Consider the following 22737-nt stretch of genomic DNA (forward strand, 5'->3'; position numbering starts at 1 on the left):
GCATCGCCCTATCTATGGTTATGTCTTTATATCGATACATCATCATTCACCAAACCGTCACTTCCATTCAGCATCATTCTAACTAGCGAATTCCATTCCATGGGTAATCAATAAGGCTGCCAACACATGGGTGCTGTACAGCCTTATACATCAATTAATACGAATAAGAATTTAATATCAGGTGTCTACTTCATTATATGATAACACACTGTTATAATGACGACCAAGATGCGCAATAGTCCTAATGGAAATAAAAATTATAAACAAAAACTAAGTATCGTCATAAGATGACCGATCTATCAAAACTGCCTTGTTTTACTGCTAAATCCCCACAATAGTGATATCGCGTGTCAACAAGCCAAAGTACAATACTATATTTCAATCTTCCTATAGAAAATTTGCTACAGCTGCAGGGTTAATTCCTGCTGCTGTTGGTTTCTAAAAATTAACACCTTAGGCTGGTCTGCGTGTACATGCTTTTTAATCGCTTGTTGCAAGTCTGTTAATTGATCTATTTTCTCGCCCTGGTAATTCAGCACAACATCACCGACACGCAAACCGCTTTTATAAAGATTGCCTTTTTCATCCAACTGAAGTAGCAGCACGCCGTTTATCGCGGGTAGGCCCGCAGCTGACTGCTCTCCCAAAGTCTCCACTGATTTAAATACCCCCGACTTCCAGGCCCATCTGCTCCCCTGCTCCTTTGCTTCGGATTGGATCAACTGAGGTATTTCAGGTCTAGCAGCAAGAGTTTTAAGCCTTTTACTCGTAACTCCGAAATGCAGCATGTCAAAATTTTTAAAATCCTGATCTTTCCAGTTCTTCAATCGGAAATCGCCACCGGCAGGATTCATAAAGTTCAATTGAATAACACGACCATGTTTTTCGATACCTTTCGCCCGATCTTTGTCTAGGTCATCCTGCCTTCTGTAGATATTATGGTCTACCTCTTGCCCCCAATACCTGACCTGTATATCCTGATGGGATTCCATCACGATATTATTACGGAAAACATCGTGACTATTCTGAAACCAGACATGTGGATGAAAACCATTGTTGATCATCACATTGTTATACACGTTACGATAAAATCCTTCTCTTAGTTTTAGTCCCCCACTTAAACAAAGATTGTTGTAAATTTCATAGTTGGAAGATCCGTCGTCCAAATCAATATCCCAACCGTGATCACAGCGAAATCTATTATCATGAATTTTAGTTGTTTTGACTGCATCCAACACTATTAAACTGGGATGCTTCCCCGTCAGTTCATCCATCTCCTTTCGATTGGGATGCCAAAATCGGTCGCGCCCCCATGAGTTGAAGGCTCCATGATCGCTGGTTTCCAGGACTGTATTAAAAACATCATTGTAAGCTATCTCATGACCGCCCCAGGTACCATCACCTACATTAATACCTGCTCGAGGCACATTATAAATGGTATTATGCAAAATTCGTAAAGATTCAGCCATAGAGACCTGTACACCTGCTACTTGTTTTTCGATCAATCCAATGTCATGAATCAGATTGTCACTCGCCTCACAGTCCATGGGATAATTATCGGTTTTTGGCCCTTTGATGGTATCCATTTGGTCAAACGGAACAAATTTTTCATATCGAAATTCCGGTGAGCGTACCGCCGCTGGATCTCCTACAAAATTGATCGCTCCGGCACCGATCTGTTCAATCCGGTTGCCTTCAATTTTGACCCCGCGATTGTAATTATTAACAAATATTGCATTGCCGCCCAAAGCGATAAAATCATTCGCGCGGAAGATACAGTTTTCCGCACCTTCAATCTTTACGGCTCCCTGTCGATAGATCGTCCAATCACTACGTAAGAGTGGTTCGCTTGTTTTCATAAAGGTAGGAGCAGCATACATGAAGCGAAGGCCACTAAACTCAATATCATGCACTGGGCTGGAAGATGAACCTGAAAGATGGATTAGATTTTCCAATTGTGGTGCTACAAACTTCAGCTGGTTGGGATCAACTCCTTTAGCAGGCATATAATATAACAGTGCCTTCTCCTCATCCAAATACCACTCCTGAAAGGTATCGAGTTCTTCAAAGATATTTTCTACAAAGCGATAGGTCTCGTGCATTTTGCTGGGACGATTATTTTGCTGTCCACCTTCAAGTGTAACAGTTGATAAGCCATCTTTTCCGGTAATCTTATAATGGAATCCTCCCCAGCGACCAGCATGCAAAGCATGTACAATTCCCCCCTTAGGGTTTTTCCAGGTTGCGACACGTTCGGGACTTAATGCATCTGCAGCATAGCCTTGAAATGGCAAGACTGTGGAATCGTAGTTTGGATAACGTGCCCGGACAAGATGCTTATCATTAGCATATAGACTTTGGAAGTTTACTCCTCTTGGGACCTTAGCCTCCCAAATACCATGATCGCCCTGTTTCCATTTGAGGTTAAGCGATTTGGCCCCACTCAGCGTAACTTGTGCTCCATCCTCGGCCTTAATCCGCAAGGGTTGCCTTCTTGTACCCGATATCCCAGCAGACAATTCAATCGGTTTATCCAGCTGATAGGTGCCTGCCATAAAGATGATTTCGATGCCTGATGTATTTCTCCCTTGTTTCTGTTTTTCTACCGATCGCAATGCGGCTTCAGCTGTGGCATAAGGGCTTCCTATGGTCCCTCGATTTCGGTCATTTCCTTTTGTGCTTATATAAATACGTTTGACAGTACCGGCCTCTTGTCCATGAACGCTAAGCGAAGTAACACAGGACAGGCCGGTAAATATTAATGTTGGAAATAGCATAAGAAATTTCTTCATAATTTTAATCGTTCATAGTAGTTTTTGCTAGAGCCTATATCGAGGTTAAAACCATTTATGTAGGCTCGATAAGTGAATAAAAATAAAGTCGTTTGCTACGCACAAACGACTTTTTTAGTTCGTGTTTCAATAGATTTCGTGTTTCAATAGATCATATCGTATTCCACCTAATACTAGCATTTCGCCTAATTAGCGAACGGTCTATTGAATCACTTCACTGATCTGTACCGCTGGCGTAATATTCGTGTACTTTGGAAAATCTTCGGCAAACTTTTTCCCATTTTCCTTCAAAGGATCCTGATAGGCAGCAACAGAATCAAAATACAAATGGCAAATGGCCAAATACGTCGGGCCTTCTGCTGAGCTACGTCCCGAAAGTCCTTTATCAATGGTTATACCTTTCAATGCTTTACCGTAAACTTTTTTGACAAGCGCAATATGTTTTGGAAGATAATAGCCCCAATCAAATGTCTTTCCAGGCCCATTTGGATAAAAGACCGTCACCTTGATCATCCCTTTTTTATGAAAAGGTGGATCTGCCTTTACATGGTGCTGAAATCCCAAAAGCATGGTTATTAGCACCAGGAATAAAATGAATTTTGTCTTCATATTTGTTGATAAGTAAGATTAAATAACACTCTTTTTTTTAAAATATTTATCATGAGTCAATAAACAGCGAATATTGCTTAGATTAGTTCTTTTTGCGCTCTTCGGCTGCTTTCAACAAAATTTCTTTATTAGCAAGCGGCACGTTGCCATTCCCATCAGGTCCAATATTGAGCAACAAATTCCCCCATTCGGCATATCCTTTGGTTGAATTTCCCTTTATACATCCCTCCAAGTTGACTATAAAGCCCAAAATGAATAAACATTCCATATTTTGCTTCCCTAAACCAATGCATCCGTTCATCAAAATCCTTTTTGGATTCCTGTAAATTATTAACTTGGGCGTTTCCCATGTTCATAAACAACATGGCTAGTAGAGAAAGAATACAATGCGTTGCTTTTATCATATTTATTATAATTGGTTAATCCAACAAGCTCAAGCGGCTGTCAAATCTTCTATTGGTATCTTGCGCATTCGACAAATGCTAAACCATTCTGCTATTGCAAAATAAATATAAAAAATATGAACAACACTTTTTATTTATTGCAAAGAAGTTACGCTTAGCGTACAGGGCTATACCTGCCTCAATTTTACAAAAATGAAAACTTTCAAAGCAACTTATCAAACAGCCTATCTGCTATGAAATTTAATATAAATTCTTTCCAAAAAGGATTTATATTTAGTAAATATTTCATTAAAAACCATCCTATAGATTGAAATTATGAGTTTAAAGACCTTAATCACAAAAAGTGTCGAGTATAACGACTGGGTTGTCAATAAATACATCAATTGGCTGGCTGATAAATCGGACGACCAACTTAACCAGGAGGTACCTTCAAGCTTCCCGACCATTTTGAAAACCTTAAACCACATCTTGCAGACACAGGAATATTGGTGGAGCCACATTGCAGAAAGCAATGATTTTGATTTTGAAAAAAAGCGAACCACAAAAGAAGAAATATTTGAAGCACTAAGAAGAAATTCAGTTCAACTTGTGGATTATGTACACAAGCTATCGGAGTTAGATCTTGAAAAAAATATCAAAGTGGAATCACCATGGTTTCAATGCGATTTCACGAAGTATGAATACATACAACAGCTGATCCTCCACGGAACATATCATAGGGGACAGATCGTTACAATGGGGCGCGCTATTGGAATAACGGATGCCCCAATGACAGATTTTAATTATTGGAATATTTATAAAGATCAAAAATAGGGATTCGAGCAGCGCTATGGACCAAATTACCAGTAAAGTACAGATCCGAGAAATTGTCGCAGCGGCGAAACAGCAAGGACAGCAATCCGGTATTGAATGCCTTATATTAAGCTTACAAGAGTGTTTACTGAAAAAGAAAGTTCGATTTCCACTTCTGGAGTTTGCGGCCAGGGAAATTATGCTATTCATGCCTGAGGCCGAACAGTTACACTTTACAGATCGTCTCATTGCCACAACAGAAATGGGAAGTTATGTTTTAACGGGAATAATTCTTCAGCAACGTCTCCCCGAACACTTTGAAGAATCCATCCATAAAGCCTGCACCTATATAACCATGGGCAATCAATGGTACGTCTGTGATATCATCGGCGAACGCGTACTTGGTCATGCGCTGTTGACTTCACCTAAAAAAGCAATACCATTATTAAAAGAATTAGCCCATCATCCTGATAAATGGATTGTTCGTACCATTGGTGTAGCTACGCACTATGCTGTAAAAAAGGGGCTTCCAGCCACATACGTAGACATTTTGTTGAAGCTGCTCATTTCATTATCAAACACGACAGATTTCCATGTGAAGAAAGGAATCGGCTGGGGGGCCAAAACAATCGCAAAGTTTCACCCTAAGGTAGTTGCTTGCTACAGTAAAGAAATTGAATCGCCAGAAAGCAAACAATGGTTTCGGACAAAAATTACGATTGGTCTCAATCGCCACAAATCGGGGGCTAAACAGATCCAGTAGGAAGCCACAATGGTTTATCATAACCAATGAAATGAATGCGTGATTTTCTTTGCGATAGTTATACATCAAGAAAGGCGAAGTCTACCATTAAACCTCGCCTTTCTTTATACATTTAGTCTATATGTAACCGCGCGCCCTCGGTTAGTGATCTTTTTTCATTGTTCCTTTTTCACGAAGATTAATATGCCAGCTAAAAGCCTCTTCTAACAAATGTGGTGTATGCCCTCCCCTTTCGCAAGCGCGGTTATAATAGTCTGATAACTGCTCCCTATAATCGGGATGTACGCAGTTCTCAATAATTACTTTCGCTCGCTCACGAGGCGCTAAACCTCGTAAATCTGCCAAGCCATAATCTGTTACCAAAATATCGACATCATGTTCGGTATGATCTACGTGAGAAACCATAGGAACAATGTGAGAAATTGCATCCCCTTTAGAGGCTGCCTGTGTAACAAAGATGCTCAAGTAAGCATTACGTGCAAAGTCACCCGATCCACCGATACCGTTCATGATATTTGTTCCCGAAGTATGGGTAGAATTTACGTTTCCATAAATATCAAACTCTATGGCTGTATTAATTGCTATAATCCCCAAACGTTTGATCAGTCCAGGTGTATTGGAAATGTTCTGTGGGCGCAATACAATTTTATCGCGGTATCGATCCAAATGATCGAACACTCTTGAATAACACTCTTCCGAAACAGTAATTGAAGAAGCAGAAGCAAAATCCAGTTTTCCAGCATCGATAAGGTCAAAGGTGCTATCTTGCAACACTTCAGAAAACATCGTTAGATTACGGAACTTACTATGTATAAATCCGGTCAGAACAGCGTTAGCTACTTTTCCAATACCCGCTTGGAGCGGCATCAAGCTTTCTGACAAATGACCTAGCTCTACTTCATTTTCGAAAAACTGTAAAATATGCTTCGCTATCGCTGTAGTTTTGGTATCCGGTTCAGCAATATCGGCTGGGCTATCAAGCTCATTCGTAAACACAATTCCCACCACCTTACTTGCGTCCAAAGGAATAGTTTTACGCCCAATTTTATTTTCAGGAGCTACAATTGGAATAACATTACGGCGAGGGTAATCTTCTGCTTGGTAAATATCATGTATGCCTTTAATCGTCATCGGTATCGCAGTATTGACCTCCAAAATAACCTGCTTAGCCAGTGCAGCAAAAGTAGCCGAATTTCCCACAGAAGTCGTTGGAACAATACTTCCGTCTGATTCTATTGCTGCTACTTCCAAAACAGCAATATCGACCTGAGGCAAATTCTTATTGTGCAGCAATTCGGCTGTTTCGCTTAAATGCTGATCAATAAACAGCACATCCCCGGCATTAATTTTATTACGTAAAATACGATCTACCTGAAAAGGCATACGCTTGGATAGTGCCCCCGCTTCCGCCAATTTACCGTCTGTTCCATGTCCCAACGAAGCCCCAGTAATCAGGGTTATTTTCAATGGATCCACTTTTGCACGTTCAGCCAATGCAGGTAAAACAACCTTACTGTCTCCAGCCTTAGTAAAACCACTCGATCCAACGACCATTCCATTTTGAAATAGCTTAGCAGCTTCTTCCGCTGTAATCACTTTATCATGTAAGCTTTGAACTTTTATTCTTTCGTAAGCCATATTGTTATAGTTTGATTTTATTCCATTATTGTAAACTTAAGAAATTGAAACCTATATATTTCCCTTATTTGTAAAGTTCTTTGTTATACTTTCCAACCGCTTAACCAAACAATTTTAGCATTTTTTTCAACTGCATATTTATTACCATTCGACACAAAATTATCCAAACGAGACTAAAAAGCCACAACTCACTACAAATCAAAAATATACAACAAATCATAATAAAAAAATATTTTATATCACACGGATCGATAATATATATCACACTGATAACAAACAACTTACAACAATAAAGGTAAAACTAAAGTAAGTAAAGACTAACTCTCCGGTCGATTAATTGCCATTTTAACGTAAGCATACACTCACTTTCAAGAAGTAAAGGTGGGGTCTAGTAAAAAAGTCTTACCTTTGTGACATCGTATTATAGGTTAAAATGAATACACAAGATATAACGACAGATGCTAAATATGTCAACCGTTATTATATGACGGAAGTAGACTCATTTGAAGATAGCATTTACTGTCACCACGCTATTATTGCAGAGAATCATATTTCCGAACATTGCCACGAAAAGGACCAATTTTTATATACAGAAGGCGGTGTCGTATTTGTTAAGACAGAGGAAAAATCATATTTTTTACCTGCCCGACATTATTTGTGGATTCCTGCTGGCATAAAACATAGTATTCATCCAAGTACCCCGGAGGTCGTTATGCGTAATTTGTACTTTCCCAAAACCAATAATGACGCACCCTTCTACAGCAAAATGGGAATTTATCCAGTAAATGATCTTTTGATAGAACTGATTATGTTTACCAACCGCTGGAATGGCAATATATTTCCGGTCGAAGAACCTAAATATAGTATCGCTACAGCATTTAAACTTATCCTGCCGGAATTATCGCTGCATGAGCTTCCTTTAGCCTTGCCTTATCCTAATCATCAGAAATTAAAGGATATCGTCACTTACCTCGAAGAGAATATAGAGGAAAATGTCAGCTTTAAAAAACTTGCCGGATTATTTAACATTAGTGAACGTACATTAGCCAGACTATTTCAAAAAGAATTAAATATGTCTTTTATCCAGTACTACACGATTCTCAGAATGCTGACTGCTCTTAAGCTCCTTTTAGCCGAAAAACTAAGTGTAAATGAAGTTGCTCTCAAAGTTGGATACAATAGCCTCCCCACGTTTAGTAACACATTCAATAAGGTCGTCGGTATCCGTCCAAGCGAATATGTCAAACAAAAAGAATTGCTTATTTAAAAATGTTTACCTAATTTAGGTCAATAAACCTAATTCAGGATGAAATTCAAACATATCATTTATAGTGCTGGAATTTTATTGCTCAGCACTTCTTTATTTGCCAAATCTCAAGATAAGAAACCCAAACCCATTCAGTTATTTAATGGGAAAGATTTGAAGAACTGGACCCCAAAAATCAGAAACCACAAAGTTGGGGATAATTATAAAAATACGTTTCGTGTAGAAGACGGTTTACTCAAAGTAAGATATGATGGTTATGATAATTTCAATTTTCAGTATGGCCATCTATTCTACAATAAAGAATTCTCAGCTTATTTATTGCGCGTCACTTACAGATTTGTTGGTGAACAGGTAAATGGTGGAGAAGGTTGGGCTTGGCGTAATAGCGGAGCCATGTTACATGGACAGGATCCAAATACCATGGGTGTTGATCAAGACTTTCCAATATCGATCGAAGGGCAGCTGCTGGGTGGAAATGGCAAGGACGAACGGACCACAAGTAACCTTTGTACACCAGGCACAAACGTTGTGATCGACAATAAGCTATTTACACCACATTGCATCAGCTCAACATCAAAAACCTATGCTGGAGATCAATGGGTAACTGCTGATTTCTTGGTATTGGGAGACTCACTTGTGCAACATATCCTTGAAAACAAGGTCGTATTACAGTATAATAAACCCCAAATTGGTGGCGGCAATGTAAGTGGTTTCGATCCTAAAGTGAAAAAGGATGGTCAGCTTTTAAGTAAGGGGACTATTTCACTGCAGAGCGAGAGTCATCCCATTGACTTTAAAAAAGTGGAACTTTACGATTTGGAACCTTACATGAAAGATCCCAACAAATTGAAAAAGGTCATCGCGGAGTTACTTCCAAATTTGCAACAATAAAAAACACTGCAAGTCAGTTTTAAAATAAAAAAGCATCGAATATCGATGCTTTTTTATTTACCATTCGCTTGGAAAGAGAAATCCAAAGTATATAACATAAAGAAAAGGGATACAGCGAGCTGTACCCCTCTATATCTATACGAAAAGCTTACGCTAAACCGTTAACAAATTTTGTTAACTTAGATTTGTTGTTAGAAGCTTTTTTCTTGTGGATCACATTTTTCTTTGCCAAACGATCAAGCATAGAAATTACGCGTGGTAACAATGTTTTTGCTTCTTCTGCAGAAGTAGTGTGACGTAATTTTTTGATTGCGTTACGTGTAGTTTTTGCTTGGTAACGGTTTCTTAAACGTTTAGTAGCGTTTGCTCTAATTCTTTTGATCGCTGATTTATGATTTGCCATTTTTTTTAGCTAATTTTTATTCAATTTTTTCTTGTAATTCGGACTGCAAAAATAACACCTTATTTTCAATATTCAAAATCTATTTTATTTTTTAGGTTTAGTATATTTGCGACATGCAAAAATTATCGATGGATGAACTTCAACGTACAGATGTTGAATCGTTTAAAAAACAAGAAAAAACTCCTATCACAATCGTTATGGACAATGTACGGAGCATGCATAATGTGGGCTCAGCCTTCCGTACTGCTGACGGATTTGCTATTGAAAAAATATACTTGTGTGGCATTACGGGCACACCTCCCCATCGCGAAATCGAAAAGACCGCCCTCGGGGCTACTCAATCAGTTGCTTGGGAATACCACAAAGATACCACAGCTGTTGTTGATCAGCTTCGGTCAGAAGGGTATGTCATTATTGCCATCGAGCAAGCAGATGATAGCGTTATGTTGCATCAGTTTAAACCAGAAAATGACAAAAAGTATGCGTTGATTTTTGGAAATGAGGTCAATGGAGTAGATGAAGATGTCATGGAAAAAATTGATACCTGCATCGAAATCCCCCAATACGGAACCAAACATTCCTTAAATGTATCTGTCGCAATTGGCATTATTCTTTGGGATTTTATCCAAAAACGCAATTTCAATTAAAAATTTATCAATAAAGGTCACATTCCTATTCACATTGCTTCCATTTTAGAAAGCAAAATAGTAGATTTGTGTGCAAAATTTAAAGAAGAAATGAGTGTATTAGTTAATAAAGATTCAAAAGTAATCGTTCAAGGTTTCACTGGCAACGAAGGTACTTACCATGCTACTCAAATGATTGAGTACGGAACAAATGTAGTTGGTGGTGTTACTCCTGGTAAAGGTGGTCAACAACACTTAGACCGTCCTGTATTCAATACTGTGCAAGATGCAGTTGACACTACAGGAGCTAATGTTTCTATTATTTTTGTACCTCCAGCATTTGCTGCAGATGCGATCATGGAAGCTGCCGCTGCTGGTATCGAAGTGATTGTTTGTATTACAGAAGGTATCCCAACAAAAGATATGATCCAAGTAAAATCTTACTTGAGCGACAAAAACTCTCGTTTGATCGGTCCTAACTGCCCAGGTATCATCACTGCAGGCGAAGCTAAAATCGGTATCATGCCAGGATTTATCTTCAAAAAAGGTAATGTAGGTGTTGTTTCTAAATCAGGAACTTTAACTTACGAAGCCGTAGATCAAACTGTAAAAGCAGGATTAGGTATCACAACAGCAATCGGAATTGGTGGTGACCCTATCATTGGTACAACAACCAAAGAAGCTGTTGAATTATTAATGAATGACCCTGAAACTGAAGCGATCATCATGATCGGTGAGATCGGTGGTGGAATGGAAGCTGAGGCTGCTCGTTGGATCAAAGAACACGGTACTAAACCTGTTGTTGGATTTATCGCAGGTCAAACAGCGCCTCCAGGACGTCGTATGGGACACGCTGGTGCAATTGTAGGTGGTGCAGACGACACTGCTGCTGCAAAAATGAAAATCATGCGCGAGTGTGGTATTCGTGTTGTTGAATCTCCAGCTGAAATTGGAAAAGCAATCGCAGAAGAATTGGCTAAATAATTAGACCATCGAGCATATAAAAAAAGGGAATCAAATTTGATTCCCTTTTTTTATATGTTTGATCAAATACATCTTTTGGTATTGCCTGATGTCCCCAGTTTTGTAGTCCGACCACGCGAGAAGCCAATTCGTCTGGACTCATTGATTTATCGTGCGGGCGCCAATCTAATTATTTATCGTCCGGTATAATTCGAGCATACGGCTGGTATTTTTCGTCTCATGATCCAATTCGATCAAATAGCTCTTTTTGATGCGCATATAAATATTAATTCATTAATTGATAGCTATTCAATGCTGTAACGACATAAGGAGCTTCCACCGCCTTATGTGCTGCTGCCCGCGCAATTTCTCCCTCTACATAGGTTACATTGAGTGGTAAAAATGTATTATTCAACACATTTTCATGGAACAAAGACTCGTACCAGGTACATGCAGCAACAAAACGTCCGTAATCCAAATTTAGATGATAACCATCGCGCGTAAAATGATCTCCCAGAAAGCTGGAACGTGCGTTCTGAACCGCCGTCCCCGATGGAACCAATAAATCAAAATTACCCCAATTAAACACTTCCTGCGAAGTACGAGCAATAGCGTTATACATTTTATCCTGACTACGGCTATAACGGACAAAGCCTTCATGCGATGAACCGTTCTGATATGCCCAAGTCTGATGCAAAATATACTTCGTTTCAGGAAATGCAACATGCTTCGTTACGTAATCATATAAAGGTGGGAGATCTTTCGCATATGAATCATAATCTCCTGACAGTGGGCTTGCTTGCTGAAAGCTAATATAATCCCAAGCCTCATCGATAAGCGCTTCAGATAAGCGCTCATTTGCTTTCTCGGACATTTGCCCGTCAGTATTGATTTTGCGGTAGCGATAAGCCGGCTTATCTTCTTTTGCGTTACTTACATGTAAACTTAAAGGAGCTCCCCCGATATAGAGATTGCCGATCACTATCTTTTTCTTCCCGGCTTTCGCCAATTCATATAAATTCTGTTCAATAGCATCTTCAGAGAAACTATTACCAATAGCCAAAATACGCAACACGCCATCGTCTAAAGATTTACTTTGTGCATATAAACGGTTATTCTTCAAAAAGAACAAGACTAAAAAGCCGAATACCAATACCTGTTTTACTTTCATCATAATACAATGCAATAACAACTAAATTAGCTAATATCTCGTAGAAATACGAATGATAGTAGAAAGAAAGGAAGTGTAGTGGCGGAAGTGTTATGGCCATGGAAGTATCTAAACGAAAGAAGCCCTTGACTGTTTCCAGCAAGGGCTTCCGTGTAAAAAAAGGCACCGACCTACTCTCCCACCTGTTACGGCAATACCATCGGCTCTGGCGGGCTTGACTGCTCTGTTCGGAATGGGAAGAGGTAGACACCGCCGATATAGGCACCTAAAAATCTTTATTGGATGATCTATGATATTCTTATCATGTTATTCATGCCAACTGACATATGTATTGAAAGAGGTTCGTTTCCTGTATGTTTCAAAAATTAAAGAGGAAGACAACAGTGTCTGTCTGCTTGAGAAAGCTTCGGGCTATTAGTACCACTTGGCTTTGGTCTCTCAACCTTTACACCTATGGCCTATCAACGTAGTCATCTTCTACGACCCTATAAGGAAGTCTCATCTCGTGGCTAGTTTCGCACTTAGATGCTTTCAGCGCTTATCTATTCCAGACGTAGCTACCCTGCCGTACACCTGGCGGCATAACAGGTTCACCAGAGGTCTGTCCAACCCGGTCCTCTCGTACTAAGGTCAGATCCACTCAAACTTCCAACGCCCACAACAGATAGGGACCGAACTGTCTCGCGACGTTCTGAACCCAGCTCGCGTGCCACTTTAATGGGCGAACAGCCCAACCCTTGGGACCTTCTCCAGCCCCAGGATGTGACGAGCCGACATCGAGGTGCCAAACCTCCCCGTCGATATGAGCTCTTGGGGGAGATCAGCCTGTTATCCCCAGCGTACCTTTTATCCTTTGAGCGATGGCCCTTCCATACAGAACCACCGGATCACTATGTCCGTCTTTCGACCCTGTTCGACTTGTCGGTCTCACAGTCAAGCAAGCTTATGCCATTGCACTCCACGTACGGTTACCAAGCGTACTGAGCTTACCTTTGAAAGCCTCCGTTACCTTTTTGGAGGCGACCACCCCAGTCAAACTACCCACCAAACAATGTCCTCCCCATAAGGGAGTTAGAAACCGAATACAGAAAGGGCGGTATTTCAAGGTTGATTCCATGACTCCTGGCGAAGCCACTTCAACATCTCCCGCCTATCCTACACATCCTGTACCCAATCTCAATGTTAAGCTATAGTGAAGGTGCATGGGGTCTTTCCGTCCCGTTGCGGGTAATCGGCGTCTTCACCGATACCACAATTTCACCGAGCTCATGGCTGAGACAGCGCCCAGATCGTTACACCATTCGTGCAGGTCGGAACTTACCCGACAAGGAATTTCGCTACCTTAGGACCGTTATAGTTACGGCCGCCGTTTACTGGGGCTTCGATTCAATGCTTCTCTTGCGATGACATCCCCTCTTAACCTTCCAGCACCGGGCAGGTGTCAGGCCTTATACTTCATCTTGCGATTTTGCAAAGCCATATGTTTTTGTTAAACAGTCGCCTGGGCCTTTTCACTGCGGCTGCTCTTACGAGACAGCGCCCCTTCTCCCGAAGTTACAGGGCCATTTTGCCGAGTTCCTTAGCCATGACTCACTCGAGCACCTTAGGATTCTCTCCTCGACCACCTGTGTCGGTTTGCGGTACGGGTCTTCATAACCTGAAGCTTAGCGGGTTTTCTTGGAAGTCTGTTTACCTGCTCTATCAGCGCCACCGGAGCTTTGCTGTACTATTGGGTTTCAGCAGGGTCGGCGGATTTGCCTACCGTCCCTATACCTACGCCTTTCAACGAACTATTCCGTCAGTTCGCGGCAGTGTCACTACTCCGTCACCACATCGCAGTTATGAAGAGTACTGGAATATTAACCAGTTGTCCATCGGCTTGCCCCCTTCGGGTGCGCCTTAGGTCCCGACTGACCCTGATCCGATTAACGTTGATCAGGAAACCTTGGTCTTTCGGTGGGCGGGTTTCTCACCCGCCTTATCGTTACTTATGCCTACATTTGCTTTTCCATAACCTCCACAGTTCATTGCCAAACTGCTTCTCCGGCGATGGAATGCTCCCCTACCAGATGCACATCTTTCAGTGCAAATCCATAGCTTCGGTACCGTTCTTGATGCCCGTTTATTATCCACGCCCGGCCGCTCGACTAGTGAGCTGTTACGCACTCTTTAAATGAATGGCTGCTTCCAAGCCAACATCCTAGCTGTCTGGGCAACCGGACCTCGTTAGTTCAACTTAGAACGAATTTGGGGACCTTAGCTGATGGTCTGGGTTCTTTCCCTCTCGGCCTTGGACCTTAGCACCCAAAGCCTCACTGCCGGCTATATTTGATAGCATTCGGAGTTCGTCTGGATTTGGTAGGATTTGACTCCCCCGCACCCAATCGGTAGCTCTACCTCTATCAAACTCTACGCCGACGCTGTTCCTAAAAACATTTCGGGGAGTACGAGCTATTTCCCAGTTTGATTGGCCTTTCACCCCTACCCTCAGGTCATCCGGAAACTTTTCAACGTTTATCGGTTCGGTCCTCCATTACATGTTACTGCAACTTCAACCTGCCCAAGGGTAGATCACAAGGTTTCGCGTCTACCTCATCTGACTATGCGCCCTATTAAGACTCGCTTTCGCTTCGGCTGCGTCCCTGAAGGACTTAACCTTGCCAGACAAGAGTAACTCGTAGGCTCATTATGCAAAAGGCACGCTGTCACAGGACCTGCCTGCTCCAACCGCTTGTAAGCACACGGTTTCAGGTTCTTTTCACTCCCCTGTTCGGGGTTCTTTTCACCTTTCCCTCACGGTACTGGTTCACTATCGGTCTCTCAGGAGTATTTAGCCTTACCAGATGGTGCTGGTGGATTCCCACAGGATTTCTCCGGTCCCGCGGTACTCAGGATACCACTATGTCAACATTCTTTACCTGTACGGGGCTCTCACCCTTATTGCGCAGTTTCCCACCTGCTTCCAGTTCATAGCGCTGTACAATGTCGTGGTCCTACAACCCCGACCATGCCGTAACATGATCGGTTTGGGCTCTTTCCCGTTCGCTCGCCACTACTTGGGAAATCATTGTTATTTTCTTCTCCTACGCCTACTTAGATGTTTCAGTTCAGCGCGTTCGCGTTTTATACGACTATTCTTCAAATAGTCAGGTTGCCCCATTCGGAAATCTCTGGATCAAGTCGCATTTGCCAATCCCCAAAGCTTATCGCAGCTTATCACGTCCTTCTTCGCCTCTGAGAGCCTAGGCATCCCCCGTGTGCCCTTATTTACTTTCTTCACCGGCATAGCCTTTTGCTACTATGCGGCTGCTTTTGATATATATACACCTATGCTACGTAAAGATTCGTTCGGCCTTGACCGAGGGTCTCCTCTTTACATCAGACACATACACGTATTGTCTCTATACTGTTGTCTTCTCTTGTAATTTTTTTTCTCTTTCAATATGTCAAAGAACTCTTTTTCCGGTATATATGAAGTATATCGCTATATACTTCCCCGGAGATGTGGAGAATAACGGATTCGAACCGTTGACCCCCTGCGTGCAAGGCAGGTGCTCTAGCCAGCTGAGCTAATTCCCCAAACGTTTTCGTAGTCCCGAGCAGATTTGAACTGCTGACCCCTACATTATCAGTGTAGTGCTCTAACCAACTGAGCTACGGGACTAGCTTATCTTGTTCATCTCTTTCTCTCGGTCCTGCTCCCTTAGGGGCGGGCACTTTCTTCTGATGTTTTTTTCTTCTGCAATCATATGTAACGTGACGAGCACCGATCTTCGATACTCTAGAAAGGAGGTATTCCAGCCGCACCTTCCGGTACGGCTACCTTGTTACGACTTAGCCCCAATTATCGGTTTTACCCTAACACGCTCCTTGCGGTAACATGCTTTAGGTACCCCCAACTTTCATGGCTTGACGGGCGGTGTGTACAAGGCCCGGGAACGTATTCACCGCGTCATTGCTGATACGCGATTACTAGCGAATCCAACTTCATGGGGTCGAGTTGCAGACCCCAATCCGAACTGTGAATGGCTTTTAGAGATTAGCATCATATTGCTATGTAGCTGCCCGCTGTACCATCCATTGTAGCACGTGTGTAGCCCCGGACGTAAGGGCCATGATGACTTGACGTCGTCCCCACCTTCCTCTCTGTTTGCACAGGCAGTCTGTTTAGAGTCCCCACCACTACATGCTGGCAACTAAACATAGGGGTTGCGCTCGTTGCGGGACTTAACCCAACACCTCACGGCACGAGCTGACGACAGCCATGCAGCACCTAGTTTCGTGTCCCGAAGGACGAGTGCGTCTCTGCACTCTTCACTAACTTTCAAGCCCGGGTAAGGTTCCTCGCGTATCATCGAATTAAACCACATGCTCCTCCGCTTGTGCGGGCCCCCGTCAATTCCTTTGAGTTTCACCCTTGCGGGCGTACTCCCCAGGTGGATAACTTAACGCTTTCGCTTGGACGCTGGCTGTCTATCGCCAACATCGAGTTATCATCGTTTAGGGCGTGGACTACCAGGGTATCTAATCCTGTTCGATCCCCACGCTTTCGTGCATCAGCGTCAATACCAGCTTAGTGAGCTGCCTTCGCAATCGGAGTTCTAAGACATATCTATGCATTTCACCGCTACTTGTCTTATTCCGCCCACTTCAAATGGATTCAAGCCCATCAGTATCAAAGGCACTGCGATGGTTGAGCCACCGTATTTCACCCCTGACTTAATAGGCCGCCTACGCACCCTTTAAACCCAATAAATCCGGATAACGCTCGGATCCTCCGTATTACCGCGGCTGCTGGCACGGAGTTAGCCGATCCTTATTCTTCCAGTACATTCAGCTTCCTACACGTAGAAAGGTTTATTCCTGGACAAAAGCAGTTTACAACCCATAGGGCAGTCTTCCTGCACGCGGCATGGCTGGTTCAGGCTTCCGCCCATTGACCAATATTCCTTACTGCTGCCTCCCGTAGGAGTCTGGTCCGTGTCTCAGTACCAGTGTGGGGGATTCTCCTCTCAGAGCCCCTAGACATCGTCGCCTTGGTAAGCCGTTACCCTACCAACTAGCTAATGTCACGCGAGCCCATCTCTATCCTATAAATATTTAATCAACTGAACATGCGAACTGTTGATGTTATGCGGTGTTAATCTCTCTTTCGAGAGGCTATCCCCCTGATAGAGGTAGGTTGCTCACGCGTTACGCACCCGTGCGCCACTCTCACCATCTTCGAGCAAGCTCTCCGATGGATCCCGTCCGACTTGCATGTATTAGGCCTGCCGCTAGCGTTCATCCTGAGCCAGGATCAAACTCTCCATTGTAAAATGAAGTTTTTGATTCCAACTATTTATAATAATCAGAATTCTTTTTTATATCTCTGATCTTGGATCGAATTGAACGAATTACTTGAATTTGTTCATGACTTTCGTTTGTCTACTCGTCACGCTTACATGATTGTGTTTTCTTAAAGAACTTTGTCGCTTCAACTTCCGTATCCGCTTTATTCCGATGGGCATTGCGCCACTCTTTATCGTTTTGTTTTTCCCTTCGTTTCCGTTGGGACTGCAAAGGTAGAAATCTTTTCTGAACTTCCAAAAACTTTTTTAAGTTTTTTTTCTTTCCCCTTTTTTCGATTTCCGCGTTTAAAATAAACTGAACGGGATTCTAGATCCTGCCAGACTTCTCTTAAACCCTTCTTTTTTTAGGATTCCCTCTTTCGAGGTAACCGTCCCTCCCTTGCGGAGTGGTGCAAAGATAGGGAGTTTAGGAACAAACTTCCAAGCCTTTTGTTCTTATTATTTTCATTTTTCCCTTAACTACCTGTAACATTGAGAGATTATTTCAGGAAAAGCCTACCGAAGAAAGGCATATAAGGGCAACGAAGACAAAATCCACAATCAATAACGACTTACATTTCCCACCAATTAGCGGATACCGATAAGGGAAATTACCTCCGCTATAAAGCATTTCGGCAGTATAAATTTCCATAATGATAAGAAAATACAACCCATTCCCTTTTCTGATCCCTAAAGATTAGGAGAAAATATACTGTAATCCGGAGGTACATAAAAACGAAAAAAGGTCCAAGTATACACTTGGACCTTTATATAAAATAATCGAGTAACGATTAATCTTCTTCTTTCGAAGCCAACAATTGATCGTATTCCTCGCGAGAACCTACGATTAAGTTGCTGTATTGACGGATACCTGTACCTGAAGGGATCAAGTGACCAACGATTACGTTTTCTTTCAAACCTAATAAGTTATCACGTTTACCTGCGATAGCAGCCTCGTTCAACACTTTAGTAGTTTCTTGGAAAGAAGCTGCTGAGATGAACGATTTTGTACCCAATGAAGCTCTGGTGATACCTTGCAACAATGGACTTGAAGTCGCTGGAATTGCTTCACGAACTTCTACAAGTTTTAAGTCACGGCGTTTCAGACTAGAGTTCTCTTCTCTTAATTTACGTAAAGAAACAATTTGTCCCGGACGTAAACTATTAGAGTCTCCTGCGTCAACAACGACTTTCTTGTCAAACAAGGAATCATTTTCCTCCATGAAATCCCATTTGTTTACAGCTTCTTTTTCTAAGAAACGAGTATCTCCTGGATCTTCAATGTTAACTTTTTGCATCATTTGGTGAACGATCGTTTCGAAGTGTTTATCGTTGATCTTCACACCTTGCAGACGGTATACCTCTTGGATACCATTTACAATGTAATGTTGCACAGCTGATGGACCTTTGATCGACAAGATATCCGCTGGAGAGATCGAACCATCTGATAATGGCATACCAGCTTTCACAAAGTCATTATCCTGAACAAGGATATGTTTAGAAAGTGGCACCAAGTATTTCTTGATTTGACCATCACGAGACTCGATAGACATCTCACGGTTACCGCGTTTCACACCACCTAATGTTACCACACCGTCGATTTCTGTTACTACAGCAGGGTTAGAAGGGTTACGTGCTTCGAATAACTCGGTTACACGCGGTAAACCTCCCGTGATATCTCGCGTTTTACCAGTAGAACGAGGGATCTTAACTAAGATACCACCTTCTTTCACGGTCACACCATTGGCAACAGCAACGTGCGCTCCCACTGGAATATTGTATGTACGGATAACTTCTCCAGATTTATCTAAAATCTTAATGGATGGGTTTTTCGTTTTATCACGTGTCTCGATAATCACTTTTTCTTTGTGACCAGTTTGCTCATCTGATTCTTCACGGAAGGTAACACCTTCAATAATTGCATCAAACTCCACCTTACCAGCAAATTCAGAAATAATTACCGCATTATAAGGATCCCATTCTACCAATTTATCACCTTTAGACACGGAGCTGCCATCTTCAACGAATAACTGCGAACCGTAAGGGATATTTTGTTGGAAAACAATTTTATTATGTGCATCGATGATTTTAACCTCACCAGAACGTCCTAAGACTACCTGATGTGTGCCATTATCGTTCGTTTGCGAAACTGTACGTACGTTTTCAAATTCGATCTTACCATCGTATTTAGAAATGATACTTGAATCAGCAGCAATGTTCGATGCCGTACCACCCACGTGGAATGTACGAAGTGTCAACTGTGTACCTGGCTCACCAATTGATTGAGCGGCGATAACACCCACAGCTTCCCCTAACTGAACACGCTTACCTGACGCCAAGTTACGTCCGTAACAACAAGCACAAACACCACGCTTAGACTCACAAGTTAATACCGTACGGATCTCAATTCCTTCGATACCTGCTTTTTCGATAGTTTCGGCAATTTCCTCAGTGATATCCTCATTTGCAGAAACGATCAATTCGTCAGTATCCGGATGAAGAACATCATGCAATGGTGTACGACCCAAAATACGATCGAACAATGGCTCAACAACATCATCATTATCTTTCAATGCTGTTGTATAAATACCACGTAAACCACCACAATCTTGCTCCACAACGATCATATCTTGCGCTACGTCATGTAAACGACGAGTCAAGTAACCCGCATCCGCTGTTTTCAATGCCGTATCGGCAAGACCTTTACGCGCACCGTGGGTAGAGATAAAGTACTCCAATACAGACAAACCTTCTTTAAAGTTTGACAAGATCGGGTTTTCGATAATCTCACCACCAGAAGTACCTGATTTTTGAGGTTTCGCCATCAAACCACGCATACCACATAACTGACGGATCTGCTCTTTCGAACCACGGGCCCCAGAATCCAACATCATGTAAACGGAGTTGAAACCTTGGTTATCATTCGAAAGAATATCCATAACGTGCGCCGTCAATCTGTTGTTGATACGCGTCCAGATATCGATGATTTGGTTGTAACGTTCGTTGTTTGTAATGAAACCCATGTTATAGTTATTCATTACTTCTTCAACCTCGTTAGTTGCTTGTTGAATCAATTCAGCTTTCGCAGCAGGAATGTTCAAATCTTCCAAGTTGAACGAAAGACCACCTTTGAAGGCTGTTTGATATCCCAATTCTTTCATATCATCCAAGAACTGCGCTGCACGGGCCATACCCGTAGTCTTCACAATTTCACCAATGATATTACGCAAAGATTTTTTCGTAAGCAATTCATTGACAAATCCCATTTCGTCAGGAACAACTTGGTTGAAGATCACACGACCAACAGTTGTTTCTAATAAGGTATCAACGATGCTACCATCTTTTTGTCTAACTTTTGTTTTTACTTTAATCCAAGCGTGAAGGTCAATTTGCTTCTCATTTAAAGCGATGATAACCTCTTCAGCCGAATAGAAAGTCATATCTTGACCTCTTACGATGTGATCGCCAGCAGTTCTACGGCCTTTAGTAATATAGTAAAGACCCAATACCATGTCTTGAGATGGTACTGTGATTGGAGAACCATTCGCAGGGTTTAAGATATTGTGCGCGCCTAACATTAAGATTTGGGCTTCCAAAACTGCAGCATTACCAAGCGGTAAGTGGACTGCCATCTGGTCACCGTCAAAATCGGCGTTGAACGCTGTACACACTAATGGGTGTAATTGAATAGCTTTACCCTCTACTAAGGTAGGTTGGAAAGCCTGAATACCCAAACGGTGAAGCGTAGGTGCACGGTTTAGCAATACAGGGTGACCTTTCAATACATTTTCAAGGATATCCCATACCACAGGATCTTTACGATCAACGATTTTCTTAGCTGATTTTACTGTTTTTACAATACCACGCTCGATCATCTTACGGATGATAAACGGTTTGTAAAGTTCTGCAGCCATATCTTTAGGAAGACCACACTCGTGTAATTTCAAGTGCGGACCTACAACAATTACCGAACGAGCCGAATAATCCACACGCTTACCTAACAAGTTTTGACGGAAACGACCTTGTTTACCTTTCAAAATATCAGATAAAGACTTCAATGCACGGTTACCTTCTGTCTTCACAGCGTTCACTTTACGTGAGTTGTCAAACAAAGAGTCTACCGCTTCTTGAAGCATACGTTTTTCGTTACGTAAGATTACTTCAGGAGCTTTGATTTCGATCAAACGTTTTAGACGGTTGTTACGGATAATCACACGACGGTATAAGTCATTCAAATCCGAAGTCGCAAAACGACCACCATCCAAAGGCACTAAAGGACGCAACTCAGGTGGAATGATTGGAACGATTTTCACAATCATCCATTCTGGACGATTCTCGATATTTTCACGTGAACTACGGAAAGCCTCAACCACATGAAGACGCTTTAACGCTTCATTTTTACGTTGTTGAGAAGTTTCGTTAGCAGCTTGGTGACGTAAATCGTATGACAATTGATCCAAATCAATACGTTTCAACAAATCTTCTAACGCCTCAGCACCCATCTTGGCAACGAATTTTTGAGGATCGTTATCGTCTAAATATTGATTTTCTTTTGGTAAGGTATCTAAAATATCTAAATATTCTTCTTCAGTCAAGAAGTCCATAAAGTTGATACCATCTTCTTCCTTAATACCAGCTTGGATAACCACATAACGTTCGTAGTAAATGATCATATCCAATTTCTTGGTAGGAAGTCCCAATAAATAACCAATTTTATTAGGAAGAGAACGGAAGTACCAAATGTGTGCAACAGGAACCACCAAATTGATGTGTCCCATACGCTCACGACGTACTTTTTTCTCAGTTACTTCAACACCACAACGGTCACATACGATACCTTTATAACGGATACGTTTGTATTTACCACAGTGACATTCGTAGTCCTTCACAGGACCAAAAATGCGCTCACAGAATAAACCGTCACGTTCTGGTTTGTAGGTACGATAGTTAATCGTTTCCGGTTTTGTAACTTCACCACTTGAGCGTTCCAAAATAGTTTCTGGAGAAGCCAAGCTGATCGTAATCGAAGTGAAGTTGCTTTTAATTTTATTATCTTTTTTGTAAGACATACTTATTCAAAAGTTAAAG

General features: G+C 41.9%; 14 protein-coding genes, 2 tRNA genes and 3 rRNA genes. 6 read left to right on the forward strand and 13 right to left on the reverse strand.

What is annotated here, in order from left to right:
• Positions 1–401 precede the first annotated feature (401 nt).
• The 3 genes from OK025_RS02980 to OK025_RS26735 all read right to left on the reverse strand — a co-directional run bounded on the left by OK025_RS02980 (position 402) and on the right by OK025_RS26735 (position 3805).
• Positions 402–2792, reverse strand: a complete 2391-nt coding sequence (locus OK025_RS02980) for a PDZ domain-containing protein (protein ID WP_317668292.1) — start codon at positions 2790–2792, stop codon at positions 402–404.
• A 201-nt stretch (positions 2793–2993) separates the two neighbouring features.
• Positions 2994–3401, reverse strand: coding sequence for an EthD family reductase (locus OK025_RS02985; protein WP_317668293.1), 408 nt, complete (start codon positions 3399–3401; stop codon positions 2994–2996).
• 155 nt (positions 3402–3556) lie between these two features.
• The gene (locus tag OK025_RS26735; protein WP_411567688.1) at positions 3557–3805 is read right to left on the reverse strand and encodes an alpha-L-fucosidase; all 249 of its coding nucleotides are present in this window, start codon (positions 3803–3805) and stop codon (positions 3557–3559) included.
• Between the two features lie 315 nt (positions 3806–4120).
• Between OK025_RS26735 and OK025_RS02995 the strand changes: the two genes are divergently transcribed.
• Complete coding sequence (locus OK025_RS02995) at positions 4121–4618, forward strand: DinB family protein (protein WP_317668295.1); 498 nt, start codon at positions 4121–4123, stop codon at positions 4616–4618.
• A 16-nt stretch (positions 4619–4634) separates the two neighbouring features.
• On the forward strand, positions 4635–5360 hold the full coding sequence (locus tag OK025_RS03000; protein ID WP_317668296.1) for a DNA alkylation repair protein: 726 nt from the start codon (positions 4635–4637) through the stop codon (positions 5358–5360).
• A 141-nt stretch (positions 5361–5501) separates the two neighbouring features.
• Here the strand turns inward: OK025_RS03000 and OK025_RS03005 are convergent, their stop codons facing one another.
• Positions 5502–6998 (reverse strand): succinate CoA transferase, encoded by a 1497-nt coding sequence (locus OK025_RS03005; RefSeq protein ID WP_070564668.1) that lies wholly within the window; start codon positions 6996–6998, stop codon positions 5502–5504.
• A gap of 433 nt (positions 6999–7431) precedes the next feature.
• Between OK025_RS03005 and OK025_RS03010 the strand changes: the two genes are divergently transcribed.
• Both OK025_RS03010 and OK025_RS03015 read left to right on the forward strand, forming a co-directional pair.
• Positions 7432–8265 (forward strand): AraC family transcriptional regulator, encoded by an 834-nt coding sequence (locus tag OK025_RS03010; RefSeq protein ID WP_317668297.1) that lies wholly within the window; start codon positions 7432–7434, stop codon positions 8263–8265.
• A 39-nt stretch (positions 8266–8304) separates the two neighbouring features.
• Positions 8305–9156: a DUF1080 domain-containing protein gene (locus OK025_RS03015; RefSeq protein WP_075991192.1), complete on the forward strand. Its 852-nt coding sequence runs from the start codon at positions 8305–8307 to the stop codon at positions 9154–9156.
• Positions 9157–9304: 148 nt separating this feature from the next.
• Here the strand turns inward: OK025_RS03015 and rpsT are convergent, their stop codons facing one another.
• Positions 9305–9559, reverse strand: a complete 255-nt coding sequence (gene rpsT, locus OK025_RS03020; protein WP_046671646.1) for a 30S ribosomal protein S20 — start codon at positions 9557–9559, stop codon at positions 9305–9307.
• Positions 9560–9672: 113 nt separating this feature from the next.
• Between rpsT and OK025_RS03025 the strand changes: the two genes are divergently transcribed.
• Complete coding sequence (locus OK025_RS03025) at positions 9673–10206, forward strand: RNA methyltransferase (RefSeq protein WP_317668298.1); 534 nt, start codon at positions 9673–9675, stop codon at positions 10204–10206.
• Positions 10207–10296: 90 nt separating this feature from the next.
• Positions 10297–11169: a succinate--CoA ligase subunit alpha gene (gene sucD, locus OK025_RS03030; protein ID WP_070564656.1), complete on the forward strand. Its 873-nt coding sequence runs from the start codon at positions 10297–10299 to the stop codon at positions 11167–11169.
• 265 nt (positions 11170–11434) lie between these two features.
• Here the strand turns inward: sucD and OK025_RS03035 are convergent, their stop codons facing one another.
• From OK025_RS03035 to rpoC, 8 genes are all read right to left on the reverse strand, one after another.
• Positions 11435–12322: a DUF4886 domain-containing protein gene (locus OK025_RS03035; RefSeq protein ID WP_317668299.1), complete on the reverse strand. Its 888-nt coding sequence runs from the start codon at positions 12320–12322 to the stop codon at positions 11435–11437.
• Positions 12323–12476: 154 nt separating this feature from the next.
• A 5S ribosomal RNA gene (gene rrf / locus OK025_RS03040) occupies positions 12477–12588 on the reverse strand.
• A 126-nt stretch (positions 12589–12714) separates the two neighbouring features.
• Positions 12715–15596, reverse strand: a 23S ribosomal RNA gene (locus OK025_RS03045).
• A gap of 228 nt (positions 15597–15824) precedes the next feature.
• Positions 15825–15898 (reverse strand) — tRNA-Ala (locus OK025_RS03050).
• An 11-nt stretch (positions 15899–15909) separates the two neighbouring features.
• A tRNA-Ile gene (locus OK025_RS03055) sits at positions 15910–15983 on the reverse strand.
• Positions 15984–16104: 121 nt separating this feature from the next.
• Positions 16105–17634: ribosomal RNA gene (locus OK025_RS03060) — 16S ribosomal RNA — on the reverse strand.
• The 16S, 23S and 5S rRNA genes sit together here with 2 tRNA genes alongside, the layout of an rRNA operon.
• Before the next feature lie 112 nt (positions 17635–17746).
• Positions 17747–17908, reverse strand: a complete 162-nt coding sequence (locus tag OK025_RS03065) for a hypothetical protein (RefSeq protein WP_201670127.1) — start codon at positions 17906–17908, stop codon at positions 17747–17749.
• Positions 17909–18440: 532 nt separating this feature from the next.
• Positions 18441–22718, reverse strand: a complete 4278-nt coding sequence (gene rpoC, locus OK025_RS03070) for a DNA-directed RNA polymerase subunit beta' (protein ID WP_294345514.1) — start codon at positions 22716–22718, stop codon at positions 18441–18443.
• Positions 22719–22737 lie beyond the last annotated feature (19 nt).

The organism is Sphingobacterium sp. UGAL515B_05, assembly GCF_033097525.1.
Classification (GTDB): Bacteria; Bacteroidota; Bacteroidia; order Sphingobacteriales; family Sphingobacteriaceae; genus Sphingobacterium.